Raw genomic sequence first — 17,412 nt, 5'->3', positions numbered from 1 at the left:
CCCCCGACACCGGGGATGCGGCCCTTGACGGCCGTGCCGCAGTCGCTTACTTGCGGATCAGGTTGCGGAGCACGTACTGCATGATGCCGCCGTTGCGGTAGTAGTCGGCCTCACCGGGGGTGTCGATGCGGACGACCGCGTCGAACTCGACACCGGTGTCGGTGGTGACCTTGACCGTGCGCGGCGTGCGGCCCTCGTTCAGCTCGGTGACGCCGGAGATGGAGAAGGTCTCCTCGCCGGTCAGGCCGAGGGACTGGGCGGAGGCACCCTCCGGGAACTGCAGCGGCAGGACGCCCATGCCGATGAGGTTCGAGCGGTGGATGCGCTCGTACGACTCGGCGATGACGGCCTTGACGCCGAGCAGCGCGGTGCCCTTGGCCGCCCAGTCGCGGGACGAGCCGGAGCCGTACTCCTTGCCGGCCAGGACGACCAGCGGGATGCCCTGCTCGATGTAGTTGCGGGAGGCGTCGTAGATGAAGGAGACCGGGCCGCCGTCCTGCGTGAAGTCGCGGGTGTAGCCGCCCTCGGTGCCCGGCGCGATCTGGTTGCGCAGGCGGATGTTGGCGAACGTACCGCGGATCATGACCTCGTGGTTGCCTCGGCGGGAGCCGTAGGAGTTGAAGTCACGACGCTCCACACCGTGCTCGGTGAGGTACTTGCCGGCCGGGGTGTCGGCCTTGATGGCACCGGCCGGGGAGATGTGGTCGGTGGTGACCGAGTCGCCCAGCTTGGCGAGCACACGCGCGCCGGTGATGTCGGAGACCGGGGTGGTCTCCATCGTCATGCCCTCGAAGTACGGAGGCTTGCGGACGTACGTCGACTCCGCGTCCCACTCGAAGGTGTTGCCGGTCGGGATCGGCAGCGCCTGCCACTGGGCGTCGCCCGCGAAGACGTCCTGGTAGGACTTGTTGAACATGTCCTCGCCGATGGCGTTGGCGACGACGTCGTTGACCTCGGCCTCGGAGGGCCAGATGTCCTTCAGGTAGACCGGGTTGCCGTCCTGGTCGGTGCCCAGGGCGTCCTTGGTGATGTCCACCTTCATGGAGCCGGCGAGGGCGTACGCGACGACCAGCGGCGGGGACGCCAGGTAGTTCATCTTGACGTCGGGGTTGATACGGCCCTCGAAGTTCCGGTTGCCGGAGAGGACCGAGGTGACGGCGAGGTCGTGGTCGTTGACGGCCTTGGAGACCTCCTCCGGCAGCGGGCCGGAGTTGCCGATGCAGGTCGTGCAGCCGTAGCCGACGAGGTTGAAGCCGACCTTGTCGAGGTACGGGGTCAGGCCCGCCTTGTCGAAGTAGTCCGTGACGACCTTGGAGCCCGGGGCGAGGGTGGTCTTGACCCACGGCTTGCGGGTCAGGCCCTTCTCGACCGCCTTCTTGGCCACCAGGGCGGCGGCGACCATGACGTACGGGTTCGAGGTGTTGGTGCAGGAGGTGATGGCCGCGACCGTCACCGCACCGTGGTCGATCTCGTAGGTCGAGCCGTCGGGGGCCGTCACGGTGACCGGGTTCGACGGGGCGCCGTTGGGGTGGATCGCCGGGGCGTCGGACGCCGGGAAGGACTCCTGGCCCGCCTCGTCCACGGTGTCGACGTAGTTGCGGACGTCCTGCTTGAACTGCTCGGCGGCGTTGGCGAGGACGATGCGGTCCTGCGGGCGCTTCGGGCCGGCGATGGACGGGACGACCGTGGAGAGGTCCAGCTCGAGCTTCTCGGAGAAGTCCGGCTCGGCCTTCGGGTCCAGCCAGAGGCCCTGCTCCTTGGCGTAGGCCTCGACGAGCGCGAGCTGCTGCTCGGAGCGGCCGGTGAGCTTCAGGTACTTGATGGTCTCGTCGTCGATCGGGAAGATCGCGGCGGTCGAGCCGAACTCCGGCGACATGTTGCCGATGGTGGCGCGGTTGGCGAGCGAGGTGGCGGAGACGCCCTCGCCGTAGAACTCCACGAACTTGCCGACCACACCGTGCTTGCGGAGCATCTCGGTGATGGTGAGCACCAGGTCGGTGGCGGTGGTGCCGGTGGGCAGCTCGCCGGTGAGCTTGAAGCCGACGACGCGCGGGATGAGCATGGAGACCGGCTGGCCGAGCATGGCGGCCTCGGCCTCGATGCCGCCGACGCCCCAGCCGAGGACGCCGAGGCCGTTGACCATGGTGGTGTGCGAGTCGGTGCCGACGAGGGTGTCGGGGTAGGCCTGCCCGTTGCGGACCATGACGGTGCGGGCGAGGTGCTCGATGTTCACCTGGTGGACGATGCCGGTGCCCGGCGGGACGACCTTGAACTCGTCGAAGGCGGTCTGGCCCCAGCGCAGGAACTGGTAGCGCTCCTTGTTGCGGCCGTACTCCAGCTCGACGTTCTGCGCGAAGGCCTCGTTCGTGCCGAACTTGTCGGCGATGACGGAGTGGTCGATGACCAGCTCGGCCGGCGCCAGCGGGTTGATCTTGGCCGGGTCGCCACCCAGTTCCTTCACGGCCTCACGCATCGTGGCGAGGTCCACGACACAGGGAACGCCGGTGAAGTCCTGCATGATCACGCGGGCCGGCGTGAACTGGATCTCCTGGGCGGGCTGGGCCTGGGAGTCCCAGCTGCCGAGGGCACGGATGTGGTCGGCGGTGATGTTCGCGCCGTCCTCCGTGCGGAGCAGGTTCTCCAGCAGGACCTTGAGGCTGTACGGCAGGCGGGCCGAGCCCTCCACCTTGTCCAGCCGGAAGATCTCGTACGACTCGTCGCCCACCTGCAGCGTGCTGCGGGCGTCGAAGCTGTTCGCCGACACGACAGTCTCCTTCATTGATGTGCGCGTACCACCGTCAATCGTGCCGCCACGCCGGCTTGGCCAATCCGCTGAGGTAAGGCTAAGTTAGGTAACCCTTACTGGGTGGCGGCTGCGGTGCGCCTCGGCAGATATCTCGATGTCGAGATAACTCTAGTACATGGGTGGCGGCTGGTCATGCCCGACCCGGCTGTCCTGTCTCAGCGGAGCTGGGGCAGTCTCGGTCTTTCTGTGGCATCGGTGGCCGCGTCTCAGTCTTACTCGGGCACTCTTCCTGAGGCACCGCTGCCGCGCCTTCCCTACGGTCGCTGTACCGCGTCGGTGCTTGGTCGTGGGGGCTTGGATGGATGCAGCGGACTTCTGGGTGCGGCTGGTCGGGCCGGATGGTGTCCGGCGTGAGGGGCCGCTGTCTGCGATGTGGCCGGTGCGGTTCGAGTCCGGGATGCCGTCGCGGTCCTTTCCGTCGTATCGCGGGCAGCGGAACTTCACGGGCTGGTACTGGTCGGCGACGGCTGAAGGGCATGTTCCGTATGAGTCCTGGCTGGAGCGTGATCACCTCATGCGGCTCGATTTCGATTCCGAGGTACTGGCCGTGGCTGCCCAGCCGTTCGGGTTGTCCTGGCGGGACAGCGAGTTGGGTCCGCTGACGCACACACCGGACTTCTTCGCGCGGCGGACCGATGGAACGGGTCTGGTGGTAGATGTCAGGCCGGACGACCGGATCGGCGACCGCTACACGGTGAAGTTCGCCGGAACCCGGGCTGCGTGCACTCTGGTCGGCTGGGGGTACGAGCGGGTCGGCGAGTTGGATCCCGTGTTCGCGGCGAATCTGCGTTGGCTGGCGGGGTTCCGGCATGCGCGGGTGATGCGGGAGGACACCGCGGCGGCTCTGCGGAAGGTGTTCGTGGGTGGAGCCGGCTTGCTGGCCGGGGTTCGGGCCTGCGGTGATCCGGTTCACGTGCTTCCGGTGGTCTACCACTTGCTGTGGTGCAGGCAGCTGGCGGTCGACCTGGAGTCGTCGCCGTTGTCGGCGTCCGCATGGGTGACGCCGGGCCGGGTGGCGCGGGAAGGGAGCGGGGATGGTGATGCGTCCGCGGCTGCTGTCGGTGGGTGACCGGGTCCGGTTCGCTGGCCGGGAGCAGACTGTGGTGGCCTTGTCCGGGCCGCGGGTGCGGCTGGTCGACGACGACCAGGAAGCCGCCGTGGTGCTGCTGACGCATCTGGTGGGGTCGGAGGACTTCGAGGTCCTCAGTGCTGTTCCCGCCCGACCGCCGGTGGCGGCCTCGGGAGTATTGGACGGGCTGCCTCAGGAGGCAGTGGAGCGGGCGGAGTGGTGGCAGCGGCATCTGGTGGAGGTGCTGACCGGCCGGCCGCTGGATGATCCTGGGGGCCCGGTCCGCGAGAAGTACGACCCGGCGACTCGCTCTCTGAGGCAGCGGGAGCTCGCCAAGCTTGCCGAGCTGCGGGAGTGCGGAACGCCGGTATCTCTGTCCCGGCTCCAGCGCTTCCGGGCCCGGTTCGAGTCCGAGGGCATTGCCGGGCTGGTTGACCGGCGCTCACGGGCGGTCTGTCGGCCGACGGGCCGGGTGGATCCCCGGGTGGTGGCCGCGCTGGAGCAGGTGGTGGCTGCTCAGCCCGAGCGGTCGACGGTCTCCGGCGAGGTCTTGCGGCACCGGATGGAACGCGCTCTGGAGGCCGATCACGGTCGGGACGCGGTGTCGCTGCCCTCACGGGCGACGTTCTACCGGCTGCTGTCCGCGGTCAGCGCAGGCCGTCACACTTTGGGCTCGGCCCGCACTCGCCGATCGCTGGCCAAGCGTCCGGAGGGCATGTTCGGGATGCTGACGGCGGTTCGGCCTGGCGAGGTCATGGAGATCGACTCGACGCCGTTGGACGTTCTCGTGGTCCACGACGACGGCACGACGGATTCCTGCGAACTGACCGGCCTGGTGGATCTGGCGACGCGGACGCTGGCGGCCGCGGTGCTGCGCCCAACGACGAAGGCGGTGGACGCCGCACTACTGCTGGCCCGGGCCATGACGCCCGAGCCGATGCGGCCCGGCTGGCCGTAGGCACTGCGCATGACCCGGTCGGTGCTGCCCCACGTCTCGCTGCTGGATCTCGACGCGCGGCTGGCCCAGGCCGCGGGGGTGCCGGTGATCACACCCGAGACGATCGTGTGCGATCGCGGCAAAGTGTTCGTGTCCGAGACGTTCCGCCGGGCCTGTCACACACTGGAGATTTCTCTGCAGCCTGCGCATCCGGACACTCCGACGGACAAGCCGCATGTCGAGCGGACGCTCCAGTCGGTGGCGTCGATGTTCGTCCAGTTCCTGCCGGGCCATACGGGCCGCAGCACCGAGCATCGCGGCAGGGCGCCGGAGGAGGAAGCGGTCTGGTCGATCCACCAGTTGCAGGCGCTCCTGGAGGAGTGGACCGTGGCCCGGTGGCAGAACCGGCCGCATGACGGACTACGTGATCCCTTGATGCCAGGTCGGCCACTGAGCCCGAACGAGAAGTACGCCGTGCTGGTCACCACGGCCGGCCATGTCCCCATCACACTGTCGCCGGACGAGTACGTCGGGCTGCTCCCTCGCCAGGAGCGGACCCTCAACTCCTACGGCTTCAGGATCAATCACCGGATCTATGACGGCCCGGAACTGGCTGATCTGCGCGGGGGCACATGGGCAGCGGCCGTGGTGGACATCGTTGGGATGTCCACCACGATCCCTACGACATCTCCCGTGTCTGGGTGCGCCACCCCGAGACCCGCGAATGGATCACTGTGTTCTGGCGGCATCTGCGCACGGCGCCGGTTCCCATGGGAGAGCTGGCCTGGGACCACGCCCGCAGGATCGTCGCCGAACGTGGCCCTGGCCGCGACAACGAGACGGCGATCAGCCAGGCTGCGGCGGATCTGCTGAACGTCATGGCCGCCGGGCCCGAATCTCCGGCGCAGGAGAGGCCCAGGCAGGGCAAGGGAGCCCGTCGGCGCAACCGCAGGGTTGCCGCCCGCACCCGCGCCACAGCCGAGCCCGCCTATCCCCGACCCGCGATCCCACCGCGCACTGAGCGGGCCACACCGGCCGAGCCGGAAGCGGAGGAGAAGACGGCGGATGTGATCCCTCTTGGCCTGTTCGATCCGCGCGAGGATCCCTGGAGGCGTTCATGACGACCAGCGATCAGTCCACGTCACGCTCTCTCGCTGAGCGGGACGCCGAAACACAGCTGCAGCTGACCACCTTGGAAGGATGGCGGGACTTCGTCACCGACACTCCGCCGCCGCCCCCGCTGCTGACCGAGCAGGAACACCAGGCGCTGTCGAAGAGCGCGCAGGTGCTGAACGACGAGGATCGCATCGACTACCACGCACGCACGCTCGTGGTGGCCACGCCGGCGATCCGGCACATCGTGACCTGTGGACGTCGCCAGGTGCTGATGAACCGCCACGAGCGGGGCGCCCGCCGGGGCCTGCTCGTGTCCGGCCCGGCCGGCACCGGCAAATCCATCGCCATCACTCAGCTCGGTCTTTCGCACGAGCTCGCCGACCGGGCACGGCACCCCGGCGTGGTCGACCGCATTCCGGCGATCTACGTGACCGTGCCGCCTGCCGCGACGCCCGGATGATCGCGGCTGAGTTCGCCCGTTTTCTCGGCCTGCCGGTCCGTGCCCGGCTGAACATGACGGACATCATCGAGGCCGTGGTCGGCGTGCTCATCGACGCCCGCTGCAGCCTGGTCCTGGTCGACGAGGTGCACAACATCTCGTTGACCACCCGCAACGGCGCCGAAGTCTCCGACACGCTCAAGTACTTCTCCGAACGCATCCCGGCCACGTTCGTCTATGCCGGGCTCGACCTGGACAGCAAGGGCCTGCTGGAAGGCACCCGCGGCGCGCAGATCGCGGGACGATTCACCTTGATCCGGACCGCGCCCTTCCCGCCGGGACCGGAGTGGAGCCGTCTGGTCGCCACCTTGGAGGACACCCTCCGGCTGCGTCGCCACCAGCCGGGTAGTCTGCGTCGGCTCGACGGCTGGCTGCATACGCACACGGGCGGAATGATCGGCGCCCTGTCCCACGCCGTCCGCGGCGCGGCCATCGACGCGATCCTCACCAACACCGAGAAGATCACCAAAGCGGGGATCGAAGCCGTCCCGCTGGACTTCGCCGCTGAGTCCGACCGCCGCGCGAAGCTCGCCAAGGCGAAGCAGCCATGACCGCGGAACTGGCCCGACTGCCGATGAGAGTGCGGCCGCACCTGGGCGAGAGTACTGATTCGTACATCCGGCGGCTGGCCCGCGCCAACCATCTCAGGCCCAGCTACCTCCATGGGTTCCTCTGCGGGCCGCCGAACTGGTTCGGCAAGCCTCATCTGACACGTCTCGCCGCCCTGACCGGCCACAGCAGCGACGCACTGCAGCCCGCTCTGGCAGATGCGAGTTCCCCGCGCCGGCGCCGCAAGCCCGCGCCCACCCGCGCCGCCTGGCCCGGCGTCCTCGCCGACCAGCTCCGGGCCGCCCGAGACGATGCCGCACTCCGCCCCCTGCCGCTGCCGGTGCTGGCCCGCCGACACGGCATCAGCCGACGCACTCTCCGGCATGCCCTCACACTCGATCTTCCGCCGACGCGCTCCGCCGGCCGTCGCGGGCCTTCGGCACTGTCATCGCTGCAACCGACGATCGACGCCATGGCGGCACGCGGTTGCCGGGCCCGGGAGATCTGGACGCGGTTGATGAACGAGTACGACACGTCTGTGAGCCTGTCCACGATCATCGTCTATCTGCGGACGCGGGACAGTTGATGCCTCCTACTCGTCGGCTTCCCAGACTCGCTCCCCTCTTTCGGGACGAAACAGTCGACTCGTTCCTGGCCCGGATCGCCGCAGCCAACCACGTGGACACCGAAGAACTCCGAGCGCTTCTCAATGTCCGCATGCTGAAGAAGACCCCCGTCACGGTGCTGCGAGAACCGCTCGCCACTGTTTCCGGCTACACCGAGCACCAACTGACCCTGGCCCTGCCTGAGTTCATCACGGTGAAGAACACCGACACCCCTGGCCTCATCGACCGGCCTCTGGTCAACGACCGCACACCCCAGCGTCCCGCCTGCCGTCTCTGCACCCTCCGGGCGGGCATCGCCGAGCCGGTCATCTGCTGGATGACCCACGACCGCAATGTCTGTCTCCGCCACTGGCTCTGGATCGGTGACGGCTGTCAGAACCCGGATGAGCAGGTCGACATCTCCCCACTGCCCACTACCGTTCTGGCCCATCGGCAGCACCGCAACCTCATCGCGCGCCACGGGCGGCGCTGGGTCAACCTCGCCTTCCACGACGCGAAGAAGATCTTCCTCGCCTGGAAGGAGCGCTACGAGTTCGGCCCGGAGGAAGCCATCGTCCGGCGCCTGACAGCCCTGACCTACCCCTCCGGGAAATCCGTGGCCCACGGACTGGCCCTCGCGGCTGGCTTCCACCCCGAAATCGTCGCGCTCTGCGGCCTGCTCGCCTCCGACCACTGGGAGCGAACCGCTTTGCGGGACGGCGGCCTTGCCCCGTTCATCCGCGAAGTCAGCGCCCGCGGCATCGTCGTCGGCTACGAACCGGATGACATCGACGACCCCCTCATCAAGTGGGTCCGCGATCGCCTCACCCACTACAAATTCGCCCTTCATCACGCCGGATGGGACACGCTCTCGCTGATCCTGCGCAACGAGACAACCCGCAGGGCCACCAAGCAGCCGACAAAAGACTTCCGCACCTGCCCCTTGACCTTCCCCCGCTACTGACGTGGGAGTACGCACTGTGGTCGGCTGAGCGCCGACCAGGCAGGCGGACAGAACCGCAATCCTCTTGCTATTGCAAGTAACATGCAACAAGCTATTCAGGTCCTTACCAACCGACCTGGATGCGGAGCCAGTCGTGCCCCAACTGCTGCCGGATACCGGACCGCAACGCGTCTTAGCCGCGTCGAACTTCGTCTACACCATCGGCAGCGGCCTCTATCTGACGGCAGGCGTCCTCTACTTCACCCAGGCTGCCCACTTGCCTGCCGGCCAGGTGGGCCTCGGACTCGGGATCGCGGGATTCATCTCGCTGGCCTTGGGGATCGCCGTTGGCCACCTCGCGGACAGGCATGGAGCCCGCGGCGTCTATGCGGCCACCCTGATTGTCCAGGCTCTGGCCACGGCCGGCTTCGTGTTGGCGGACAGCTTCTGGCCGTTCGTCCTCGTGGTCTGCGCAGCCGCCGGGGCGAAGGCAGCCGGGATAGCCGCCCGCTCTCCGCTCATCAGGCACTACGGCGGAGATCGGCCGCAGGAGTTCCGCGCCTATCTCCGCGCGGTCACCAACCTCGGCATCTCCCTCGGCGCCGTGGGAGCAGGATGGGTAGTGCAAGTGGGCACCCTCACCGCCTACCAGCTCATGGTCATCGGCAATGCGATCGCCTTCGTCGTCTCCGCGACACTCCTGGTCTCCCTCCCGTCGGTCAAGCCCCTCCCCAGCACCGACGGCCCTCGCTGGATCGCCCTGCAAGACCGCCCCTACCTACTACTCACCACCCTCGACGGCATCATGGCCATCCAGTTCAAGGTGCTCACCGTCGCCATCCCGCTCTGGATCGTCGGCGCCACCACCGCCCCGCACTGGCTCATCTCGGGCACCATGCTCACCGGAACGGTCATCGTCGTCGCGTTCCAAGTTAGGGCCAGCCGCAACATCGATTCCCCCACAGCCGGTGGAAACGCCTACCGCCGAGCAGGAATCGCCTTCCTCATCGCGTGCTTGATGATCTCGATGTCGGGAGGGATACCGGCGTGGGCTGCCGCAACGCTGCTCATCGGCGCAGTGGTGATCCACACAGTCGGCGAGCTATGGCACTCCGCCGCCGGATTCGAGGTGTCCTTCGCCCTCGCTCCGCCGCACGCCACCGGTCAGTACCTGGGCGTGTTCGGTCTCGGCGCCGGGCTGGCGGAGGCCGTCGGGCCCGGACTGCTCATCTGGCTCTGCATCACCTGGGGGCGGCCTGGGTGGTATGTCGTGGGAGCCATGTTCGCGCTGACGGGCCTGGCAGCACCACTCGCGGTCCGCTGGGCGCAAAGTCTCCAGAACGCGCAGCAGGCCCACTTCCAAGCCGCCGAAAATGCCTCCGCGGCCTGAATCACGCACCCACCGCCTCACGGCGCCATCGATCTTGCTCAACCCGATCTCTCACCGTTGCCTCAGATTGATTGAGACGACTCCGACACCGACGTCTCAATCAATCTGATGCACCTCTGGCCAAGCCGGGTGTGATGCCTCAGATCAACTGAGACAGGACACCGGCCCGGCGCGCACTCCGGGCCGGCCCGGCGGCGGCTACCAGTCCAGATCGGAGTCCATCTTGGCGGGCGCCAGGACGGACACATGGCCGTGATCGCCGTACACGGCCTTCCGCCAGTGGGCGAACGCCCGGGCGGCGCGGTCCAGCTCGTCGTCCTCCCACACGCCGTAGTCGACCCACACACTGGCCACCATGCGGCCGTCGCCCTCGGGCATCCGGAGACAGACCCGTTCCACATGGGCGGCGATGGCGGCGTCGCCCTCCCGGGCGCTCGCCTTCAGATACGCACGGAAGTCGCGGGTCATCGAGAACCAGCGGTGCGGACCGACGTCCGGCACGCCCGCGTCGTCCTCCGTGGTGTCGTCCACGGGGGGACCCTGGTCGTCGCTGGTGGTGTCGGGGAGCTCCTGGTCATCGCTCGTGGTGTCCGGAAACTCCTGGTCGTCACTGGTCGCGTCCGGGAGCTCCTGGTCGTCGGACGTGGTGTCCGGAAGCTCCTGGTCATCGCTCGTGGTGTCCGGAAACTCCTGGTCGTCACTGGTCGCGTCCGGGAGCTCCTGGTCGTCGGACGTGGTGTCCGGGAGTTCTCCGTCGTCGTCCGTGGTGTCCGGGACCTCCCTGACGGCGCACTCCGCGTCGGCCGCGGACGAGCGCGGCACCGATGGGCCGCCCCGGCCCGCGTCCGCGCCCGCGTGCTGCGTACCGCAGGCGACTAGCGAGCAGCAGCCGGCGAGCAACGCGGCGGCGACATACCGATACATCTTGGTGTTCACGTGTATCCCCCTTCGGGGACTGAGAGGGACACACACGGGCCGGGGTTGCCTGGACGACCGGGCGTCACAGGACATCAGCTGATTTGCCCGGATCTTTCCGGGCATCGTCATACCGTTACGCCAGGCGCCACTGACGGACCGTCACCGACACCACTCGAACGGACCCCCTGACGGGCGCCATCTCATATCTGAGATAGCCTCAACCTCATGTCAGACGACTACCTCGTACGCATCGGCAAGCTCATCCGTGACGCCCGGCAACACCGGGGCTGGACACAGGCGCAGCTCGCGGAGGCGCTCGGCACCAGTCAGAGCGCGGTCAACCGCATCGAGCGCGGCAACCAGAACATCAGCCTTGAGATGATCGCCCGAATCGGTGAAGCCCTGGACAGCGAGATCGTGTCGCTGGGCTACGCGGGTCCGATGCATCTGCGCGTGGTCGGCGGCCGCCGCCTGTCCGGCGCCATCGACGTGAAGACCAGCAAGAACGCGTGCGTGGCCCTGCTGTGCGCCTCGCTGCTGAACAAGGGGCGCACGGTGCTGCGCCGGGTGGCGCGGATCGAGGAGGTGTACCGCCTGCTGGAGGTGCTCAACTCCATCGGCGTGCGCACCCGCTGGATCAACGACGGCGTCGACCTGGAGCTCGTCCCGCCCGCCGAGCTGGAGATGGCGGCGATCGACGCGGAGGCCGCCGTCCGCACCCGCTCCATCATCATGTTCCTCGGCCCGCTGCTGCACCGCATGGACCACTTCAAGCTGCCGTACGCCGGCGGCTGCGACCTGGGCACGCGGACCATCGAGCCGCACATGATCGCGCTGCGCCGGTTCGGCCTGGACATCGCGGCCACCGAGGGCCAGTACCACGCGCAGGTCGACCGCTCGGTCCGTCCCGACCGGCCCATCGTCCTGACCGAGCGCGGCGACACGGTGACCGAGAACGCGCTGCTGGCCGCCGCCCGGCACGACGGCGTCACGGTCATCCGCAACGCCTCCTCCAACTACATGGTCCAGGACCTGTGCTTCTTCCTGGAGGCGCTGGGCGTCAAGGTGGAGGGCATCGGCACCACCACGCTCACCGTGCACGGCGTGCCGAACATCGACGTCGACGTCGACTACTCCCCCTCCGAGGACCCGGTCGAGGCGATGAGCCTGGTGGCCGCCGCGGTGGTCACCGAGTCGGAGCTGACGGTGCGCCGGGTGCCGATCGAGTTCCTGGAGATCGAGCTGGCGGTCCTGGAGGAGATGGGCCTCGACCACGACCGCAGCCCCGAGTACTTCGCGGACAACGGCCGTACCCGGCTGGTGGACCTGACGGTCCGGCCCTCCAAGCTGGAGGCACCGATCGACAAGATCCACCCGATGCCGTTCCCCGGCCTGAACATCGACAACGTCCCGTTCTTCGCGGCGATCGCGGCGGTCGCCTCGGGCCAGACCCTCATCCACGACTGGGTCTACGACAACCGGGCGATCTACCTGACCGACCTCAACCGCCTCGGCGGCCGGCTCCAGCTCCTGGACCCGCACCGGGTACTGGTCGAGGGCCCGACCCGCTGGCGCGCCGCCGAGATGATGTGCCCGCCGGCCCTGCGGCCCGCGGTGGTCGTCCTGCTGGCGATGATGGCGGCCGAGGGCACGTCGGTGCTGCGCAACGTGTACGTCATCAACCGCGGTTACGAGGACCTCGCCGAGCGCCTGAACTCGATCGGGGCGCAGATCGAGATCTTCCGGGACATCTGAGGACTCCAAGAAAAAATCCCCTCAATCCCCTCCTGACCGGCACGAATTACCAGGCGGGAGGGGATTCGTAGGCACCTCTGGGACTTTTCTGGGACTTCTGGCCGGGCGTGACGGTTGTCGAGTGAATGTCACTTCACGTGATCTGTCATAGGAAAGATGTCGGCTTGAGCGGGTCTCGGAAAAGGCCATGTCAGAGGCCATTTCTCGGCTCGCTGTCCCGTCTGCGGGAGACCAGAGCGTCAAACGAGCGTCATGACGCACAGCACATCCCTCCTCTCCGGGAGGGAACAGGCTGCCACAACCAAGAGGTCTTTCAGCGTTGCCGCTCCAGGGTGAGGACGGCGGCGGCGATCGACGTCGTTCGATTCGGGCTGCACCGGGCCTTGCGGAAGATCCGACATGACTTCAGTCGTGCGACGCCGCGCTCGACCCGTGCCCGTGCTGCGGACAGTGCGTGGTTGACGGTCTGTAGCGCGGGTGTGAGGTCACGGCACGGCGGGCGTCTGAGGGCCGTCGTCACCCATGGGCCGGCTCCCATATAGGCACGATCGGCGAGAACCGGGATGCCCTGGCGTTTGAACATCACAAGTCATCGTCGGTGGGTTCGGGTTCTCCGGTGTAGGCGAGATCCAGGACGTAGCGCTCGGTGACCGGGCAGTTCTTCCATGCCTGGTCGAGGTGGTTTTCGAATGTGTCGTCAGGGGGGTAGTCGAGTGTCGTCTCGTAATAGTCGGCCGTTGCTTGCCGGTTCCCCCACCAGGCGTGACCTTCGTAGACGCCGGGTCGGGGCAGGGTCATCTGGCCGGCGGGTCCGTATTCCAGTTGGTAGACGACGAGGATTCCAGTTTCCGATTCGATGCTGACGGGGACACTGCCTTCTGCCTGCGCGGGGGCGGTCGGCGGGGCATCCCAGACGCGAATGGTGACTGCGACGTCGATGTCGGCTTGCAAGGTATGGATGTACAGGTGGTAGCCGTTGCCGGCTACCACCTGACTGCGGGCAGCAGTCGCGGCATCCTCATCGTAGAGATCAGCCTCGGCGTCCATGACCTCTACAGAGCATCGGGCCGGTTTCGCCTTGCAGTTGTACTCCTGAAGCAGTTCCACGCTGCCGCCGCCCTTCGACTAGTTGGTGATCTTCATATAGAAGGCGTCGCCGTCTAGAATTCGATTGAGGGTATACATCTGGTCTAGCCTGCGACCGCCTGTCTCATTGTCCGCACCATCGATCAGCCTTACGGAGAACCGATTGTCGCCTTTGGTTGATCCTTCCTTCGTGGATGCGAAGGGGTATTCATCACACTGGAGTTTGGTCCCTTTCCAGTCCCCCCATACCTTCCCGCATTCCTTGATTGGGTGCGCGAGCCGGTCGGCGCTCCACCCGCTGACGATCGGCGCCCTGGGAGCAACAAGGGCCCCCTGCCACTGTCATGGCTGTAGTCGGCGACGCACCCGGCGGGGTCAGACAGGGAGCGTCTCCACCACATGCGAGGTGACGGAGCAGACCCAGGCCGCTTTGGTGGGAATGCGAGCCGGGTGTGGGGCGACGCGGTGGTCGGGGCAAAGAGGCCAGACGGGATGGTCGCGGTCGGCGAGGAAGTACTGCACGCCCTCCGCCGTCTCGACGGTGATGTCGACCGGGTCGATGCCTCGCACCCTGTCGTGTCCGACGGTGAGATGGCCGGTCGGTTCGCGCTCGCTGGGTGGCTCGTAGAAGACCGGTACGTCGAGGACGCGGCCGGTGTCCCGGTGCATCCGCGCGAGGAGTGCGGCGACTGTCCGCTCGGCGATTTCCCGCCGGTACGTCCCCGATAGCGGGGCGAAGTAGGAGGCCTGCATGGCGCCGTTGCGCGTGAAGGTGGTCCAGAGGAAGTCGCGGACATCCGGTGAGCCGAGGTGGTCCTCGAGGTCGGTGTCGAGGTCGTCAGCGAGCATGCGGAGCCAGGTCCGGAACGCCGGGTCGTCCGTGGCCGGGGAGGTTTCTGCAGACATGTCGCTCCGTGAAAGGGGCCCGGCCGGCGGGGTCCGCCGGCCGGGATTCAGAATGGGTCAGGAGTAGCGGCCTCCGCCACCGAAGTTCTGCCCGACGCTCCAGGCGTACTGGCGCCCGCGCCAGGTCGCCGTTCCGTGGGCGGAGAACATCACGGAGTCCCCGGGGTCGAGACGGCAGTTCCAGAAGTTTCCGGGGCGCGGTACGGAAGTGCTGACTGTCCTGCATGACGATGTCTGATTGCCGCCAGCGGGATCCGCCGCCGCTGATCATGCTGGCTACATGACGATTTCATCCACCACTGACTCACGCTCAGTCCTCACTGACATGTATGCGGCCGAAGCCAAGCACCTGGCGGCCGGAGGCCCAGGCGAGGCTTCGTTCGACCTGCTCGCGCCCTTTTTCGCGCCAGATGTCGAGCTGCATCAAGCAGATGCTCTGCCCTACGGCGGCACGTGGCGCGGGCACGACGGCATGGCGCAGTTCTTCCTTGTGATGGGCCAGGTGTGGGAGAGGTTTGACATGGTGGAGCAGGCGTTTCTCGCCACCGGTGAAACTGCGGTGGTGCTCACACAGGTCCGCGCCCGCGCCCGTGCGACAGGCCGGGAACTCGGCTTCCCGATCCTGCAGGCGATCACGGTCAAAGACGGGCGGATCACCGAGGTCCGTCCGTTCTACTGGGACACGCAGGCCATCGTCGACGTCTGCGCCGTGCCTCGCCGAGCGAATGAGCTCGACTGCTGATTCCGCTGATCGCAGCGGCTTGTCGAGGACCGCGCCGACACACGGGAGGGCACGCCGGCCCCGACACCAGGCCCGTCAAGTCACGTACGCGCTGGGCAACTTCGTCGGAATACCACAGGCCGAGAATCGCACGCATGTGCTATTGAATGGCGTCATGTGGATGACCGGTGCGTTGGTCGGGACGCTTGTCTTCTTGCTTGTAGTGGTGGGCCCTGCGGTGGTGGGGCGGCGGCTGCTGGGGGTGCGGGCGGGGGCGGTGCGGGTCGCGACCGCGGGGGCGTGCGGACTCGCGGTGTCCGGGGGGGTTGTTCGGGCCCCGGCTGGAGGAGTCTGGGGAGCTCGCGCCGCTGCTGTCCTTGATGGTCGGGGTGGGGATGCTCGCCTCGATGGTGGTTCTCGTCGTGCTGGACATCGTGATGCCCATGGGCGCCGTACGGCCGCTCGGGTGGGCGCAGTCGGTGCGGGGGCGGATCGCGCGGGCGCGGCGATACTCCAGTGTGGTGCGCATCGCCGGCCGGCACGGGCTCGGGCCGTATCTGCGGGGCCGGCGGCGCGCGCCCGGGGTACGGCACGAGTTGCTGGCGCGGGAGTTGCGGCAGGCCTTGCAGGCCGGCGGAACCACGTTCGTGAAGCTGGGGCAGCTGATGTCGACCCGGCGGGACCTGCTGCCCGAGGTGTATGCCGAGGAGCTCAGTCTGCTTCAGGACCAAGTGCCGCCCGCGCCGTGGAGCGAGGTCGAGACACTGCTTCAGGAAAGCCTGGGTGCGCCGGTGCGGGAGGTGTTCGCCACGTTTCAGCGGGTCCCGCTGGCCGCGGCCTCCATCGCGCAAGTGCACGCGGCCGTCCTGCACGATGGCACCGAGGTCGTCGTCAAGGTGCAGCGGCCCGGGATACCGGAACTCGTGGAACGGGATCTGGACATCGTCGGGCGCCTGGCAGCCGCGCTGAGCGACCGCACCGCGTGGGGGCGCGGCCTCGGGCTGAAGGAGCTGGCGCAGGGCTTCGCCGTCGCACTACGCGAGGAGCTGGACTTCCGCGTCGAGGCCCGCAACATGACCGCGGTGCGTCGGGCCGCCGAGGCTCGCGGCGACTCCAGCGTCGCCGTCCCCGTCCTGCACGGGCAGTTCAGCACGGAGCGTGTCCTCGTCATGAGCCGGGTCGAGGACACCTCGCTCGGCAAGGCGGTCCCCGACGACGAGCGACACCGCACCCACCTGGCGGAGACCCTTCTCAGCACGCTGCTCAACCAGATCATGCTGGACGGCGTCTTCCACGCCGATCCGCACCCCGGCAACATCTTGCTCCAGCCCGACGGCACGGCCGCCCTGCTCGACTTCGGATCCGTCGGACGGCTCGACGTCGGGCTCCGCGAGGCGATGGGCGGTCTCTTCCTCGCCGTCGACCGCGGCGATCCGCTCGCCCTGCGCGAGGCCCTCCTGGAGATCACCGGCCGTCCCGAGGAGGTCGACGAACAGCGGCTGCTGCGCGCACTCGGGCAGTTCAGTGCCCGCCACCTGGGCCGCGGATCCGCGCCCGACGTGGAGATGTTCAACGATCTGTTCCGGCTGGTCGCCGACTTCCGGCTGGCGGTTCCGCCGGAAGTCGCGGCGGTGTTCCGGGCCCTGGCCACCCTGGAGGGCACACTGGTCCGCCTCTCCCCCGGATTCAACATGCTGGAGGCCTCCCGTACGTACGCCTCAGCCCGGCTCGCCGACCGGCTGGGACCAGGCAGTGCCCGTGACACCGCCCGCGACGAACTGATCGCCCTGCTGCCCGTCCTGCGACGGCTGCCCCGCCGCCTCGACCGCCTCGGCGGTGCGCTCGAGGAAGGTCGGCTCGGGCTCAATGTGCGGCTCTTCGCCGATCCCCGAGACCGGCGGGTCGTCGGCGAGCTCGTCGGGCGGATGGTGCACGCCCTCGTCGGTATCTTCCTCGGGTTCGCGGGCCTCCAGCTCCTGGGTATGGAGGGCGGGCCGCGCGTGAGCGAGAGCCTCGGGCTCTACGGGCTGACGGGCTTCAACCTCCTGATTCTCTCCGCCGCCATCGTCCTCCGTACCCTCTATGTCACCAGCCGGCCCATGGAATGACACG

Annotated in this window: 14 protein-coding genes and 2 pseudogenes; 10 read left to right on the top strand and 6 right to left on the bottom strand. The window is 67.9% G+C overall.

Annotated elements, in window-relative coordinates:
• Positions 1 to 46: 46 nt before the first annotated feature.
• Entirely contained in the window at positions 47 to 2,764 is a 2,718-nt protein-coding gene (gene acnA, locus ACZ7DL_RS08185) for an aconitate hydratase AcnA (protein WP_470772389.1), read from the bottom strand.
• A gap of 340 nt (positions 2,765 to 3,104) precedes the next feature.
• Between acnA and ACZ7DL_RS08180 the strand changes: the two genes are divergently transcribed.
• From ACZ7DL_RS08180 to ACZ7DL_RS08150, 7 genes and pseudogenes are all read left to right on the top strand, one after another.
• Positions 3,105 to 3,875 (top strand): TnsA-like heteromeric transposase endonuclease subunit, encoded by a 771-nt coding sequence (locus ACZ7DL_RS08180; protein WP_470772388.1) that lies wholly within the window; start codon positions 3,105 to 3,107, stop codon positions 3,873 to 3,875.
• Positions 3,841 to 4,833, top strand: a complete 993-nt coding sequence (locus ACZ7DL_RS08175) for a helix-turn-helix domain-containing protein (RefSeq protein WP_470772387.1) — start codon at positions 3,841 to 3,843, stop codon at positions 4,831 to 4,833. The genes ACZ7DL_RS08180 and ACZ7DL_RS08175 overlap by 35 nt, the downstream gene beginning before the upstream one ends.
• A gap of 9 nt (positions 4,834 to 4,842) precedes the next feature.
• On the top strand, positions 4,843 to 5,685 hold the full coding sequence (locus ACZ7DL_RS08170; protein ID WP_470772385.1) for a Mu transposase C-terminal domain-containing protein: 843 nt from the start codon (positions 4,843 to 4,845) through the stop codon (positions 5,683 to 5,685).
• Between the two features lie 244 nt (positions 5,686 to 5,929).
• Positions 5,930 to 6,978, top strand: a pseudogene (locus ACZ7DL_RS08165) (TniB family NTP-binding protein).
• Positions 6,975 to 7,562 (top strand): TniQ family protein, encoded by a 588-nt coding sequence (locus tag ACZ7DL_RS08160; RefSeq protein WP_470772383.1) that lies wholly within the window; start codon positions 6,975 to 6,977, stop codon positions 7,560 to 7,562. Before ACZ7DL_RS08165 ends, ACZ7DL_RS08160 begins: the two are co-directional and overlap by 4 nt.
• Positions 7,563 to 7,693: 131 nt before the next feature.
• Positions 7,694 to 8,545 carry a hypothetical protein gene (locus tag ACZ7DL_RS08155; RefSeq protein WP_470772381.1) on the top strand — a complete coding sequence of 284 codons (852 nt, stop codon included), beginning with the start codon at positions 7,694 to 7,696 and terminating at the stop codon, positions 8,543 to 8,545.
• A gap of 133 nt (positions 8,546 to 8,678) precedes the next feature.
• A complete protein-coding gene (locus ACZ7DL_RS08150) occupies positions 8,679 to 9,914 on the top strand; it encodes an MFS transporter (RefSeq protein WP_470772379.1) in 1,236 nt (411 codons plus the stop codon).
• A 198-nt stretch (positions 9,915 to 10,112) separates the two neighbouring features.
• Here the strand turns inward: ACZ7DL_RS08150 and ACZ7DL_RS08145 are convergent, their stop codons facing one another.
• A complete protein-coding gene (locus tag ACZ7DL_RS08145) occupies positions 10,113 to 10,850 on the bottom strand; it encodes a hypothetical protein (protein WP_470772377.1) in 738 nt (245 codons plus the stop codon).
• A gap of 207 nt (positions 10,851 to 11,057) precedes the next feature.
• Here ACZ7DL_RS08145 and ACZ7DL_RS08140 point away from each other — a divergent pair, with 207 nt between their 5' ends.
• Complete coding sequence (locus ACZ7DL_RS08140) at positions 11,058 to 12,587, top strand: helix-turn-helix domain-containing protein (protein ID WP_470772375.1); 1,530 nt, start codon at positions 11,058 to 11,060, stop codon at positions 12,585 to 12,587.
• Between the two features lie 313 nt (positions 12,588 to 12,900).
• Here ACZ7DL_RS08140 and ACZ7DL_RS08135 read toward each other — a convergent pair.
• From ACZ7DL_RS08135 to ACZ7DL_RS08120, 4 genes and pseudogenes are all read right to left on the bottom strand, one after another.
• A pseudogene (locus ACZ7DL_RS08135) lies at positions 12,901 to 13,164 on the bottom strand (transposase family protein); the annotation flags it as partial.
• Between the two features lie 5 nt (positions 13,165 to 13,169).
• Positions 13,170 to 13,694, bottom strand: coding sequence for a hypothetical protein (locus ACZ7DL_RS08130; RefSeq protein WP_470772373.1), 525 nt, complete (start codon positions 13,692 to 13,694; stop codon positions 13,170 to 13,172).
• A gap of 18 nt (positions 13,695 to 13,712) precedes the next feature.
• Positions 13,713 to 13,940 carry a NucA/NucB deoxyribonuclease domain-containing protein gene (locus ACZ7DL_RS08125; protein ID WP_470772785.1) on the bottom strand — a complete coding sequence of 76 codons (228 nt, stop codon included), beginning with the start codon at positions 13,938 to 13,940 and terminating at the stop codon, positions 13,713 to 13,715.
• A 108-nt stretch (positions 13,941 to 14,048) separates the two neighbouring features.
• Positions 14,049 to 14,579 (bottom strand): hypothetical protein, encoded by a 531-nt coding sequence (locus ACZ7DL_RS08120; RefSeq protein ID WP_470772371.1) that lies wholly within the window; start codon positions 14,577 to 14,579, stop codon positions 14,049 to 14,051.
• A 280-nt stretch (positions 14,580 to 14,859) separates the two neighbouring features.
• Between ACZ7DL_RS08120 and ACZ7DL_RS08115 the strand changes: the two genes are divergently transcribed.
• Both ACZ7DL_RS08115 and ACZ7DL_RS08110 read left to right on the top strand, forming a co-directional pair.
• Positions 14,860 to 15,321, top strand: coding sequence for a nuclear transport factor 2 family protein (locus tag ACZ7DL_RS08115; RefSeq protein ID WP_470772369.1), 462 nt, complete (start codon positions 14,860 to 14,862; stop codon positions 15,319 to 15,321).
• A 386-nt stretch (positions 15,322 to 15,707) separates the two neighbouring features.
• A complete protein-coding gene (locus ACZ7DL_RS08110; RefSeq protein WP_470772367.1) occupies positions 15,708 to 17,408 on the top strand; it encodes an ABC1 kinase family protein in 1,701 nt (566 codons plus the stop codon).
• The last annotated feature ends 4 nt before the right edge of the window (positions 17,409 to 17,412 follow it).

It is taken from the genome of Streptomyces sp. NPDC036984 (genome assembly GCF_055607665.1).
The sequence above is the reverse complement of the archived record's forward strand: the minus strand, read 5'-3'. Positions and strand labels throughout refer to the sequence as shown.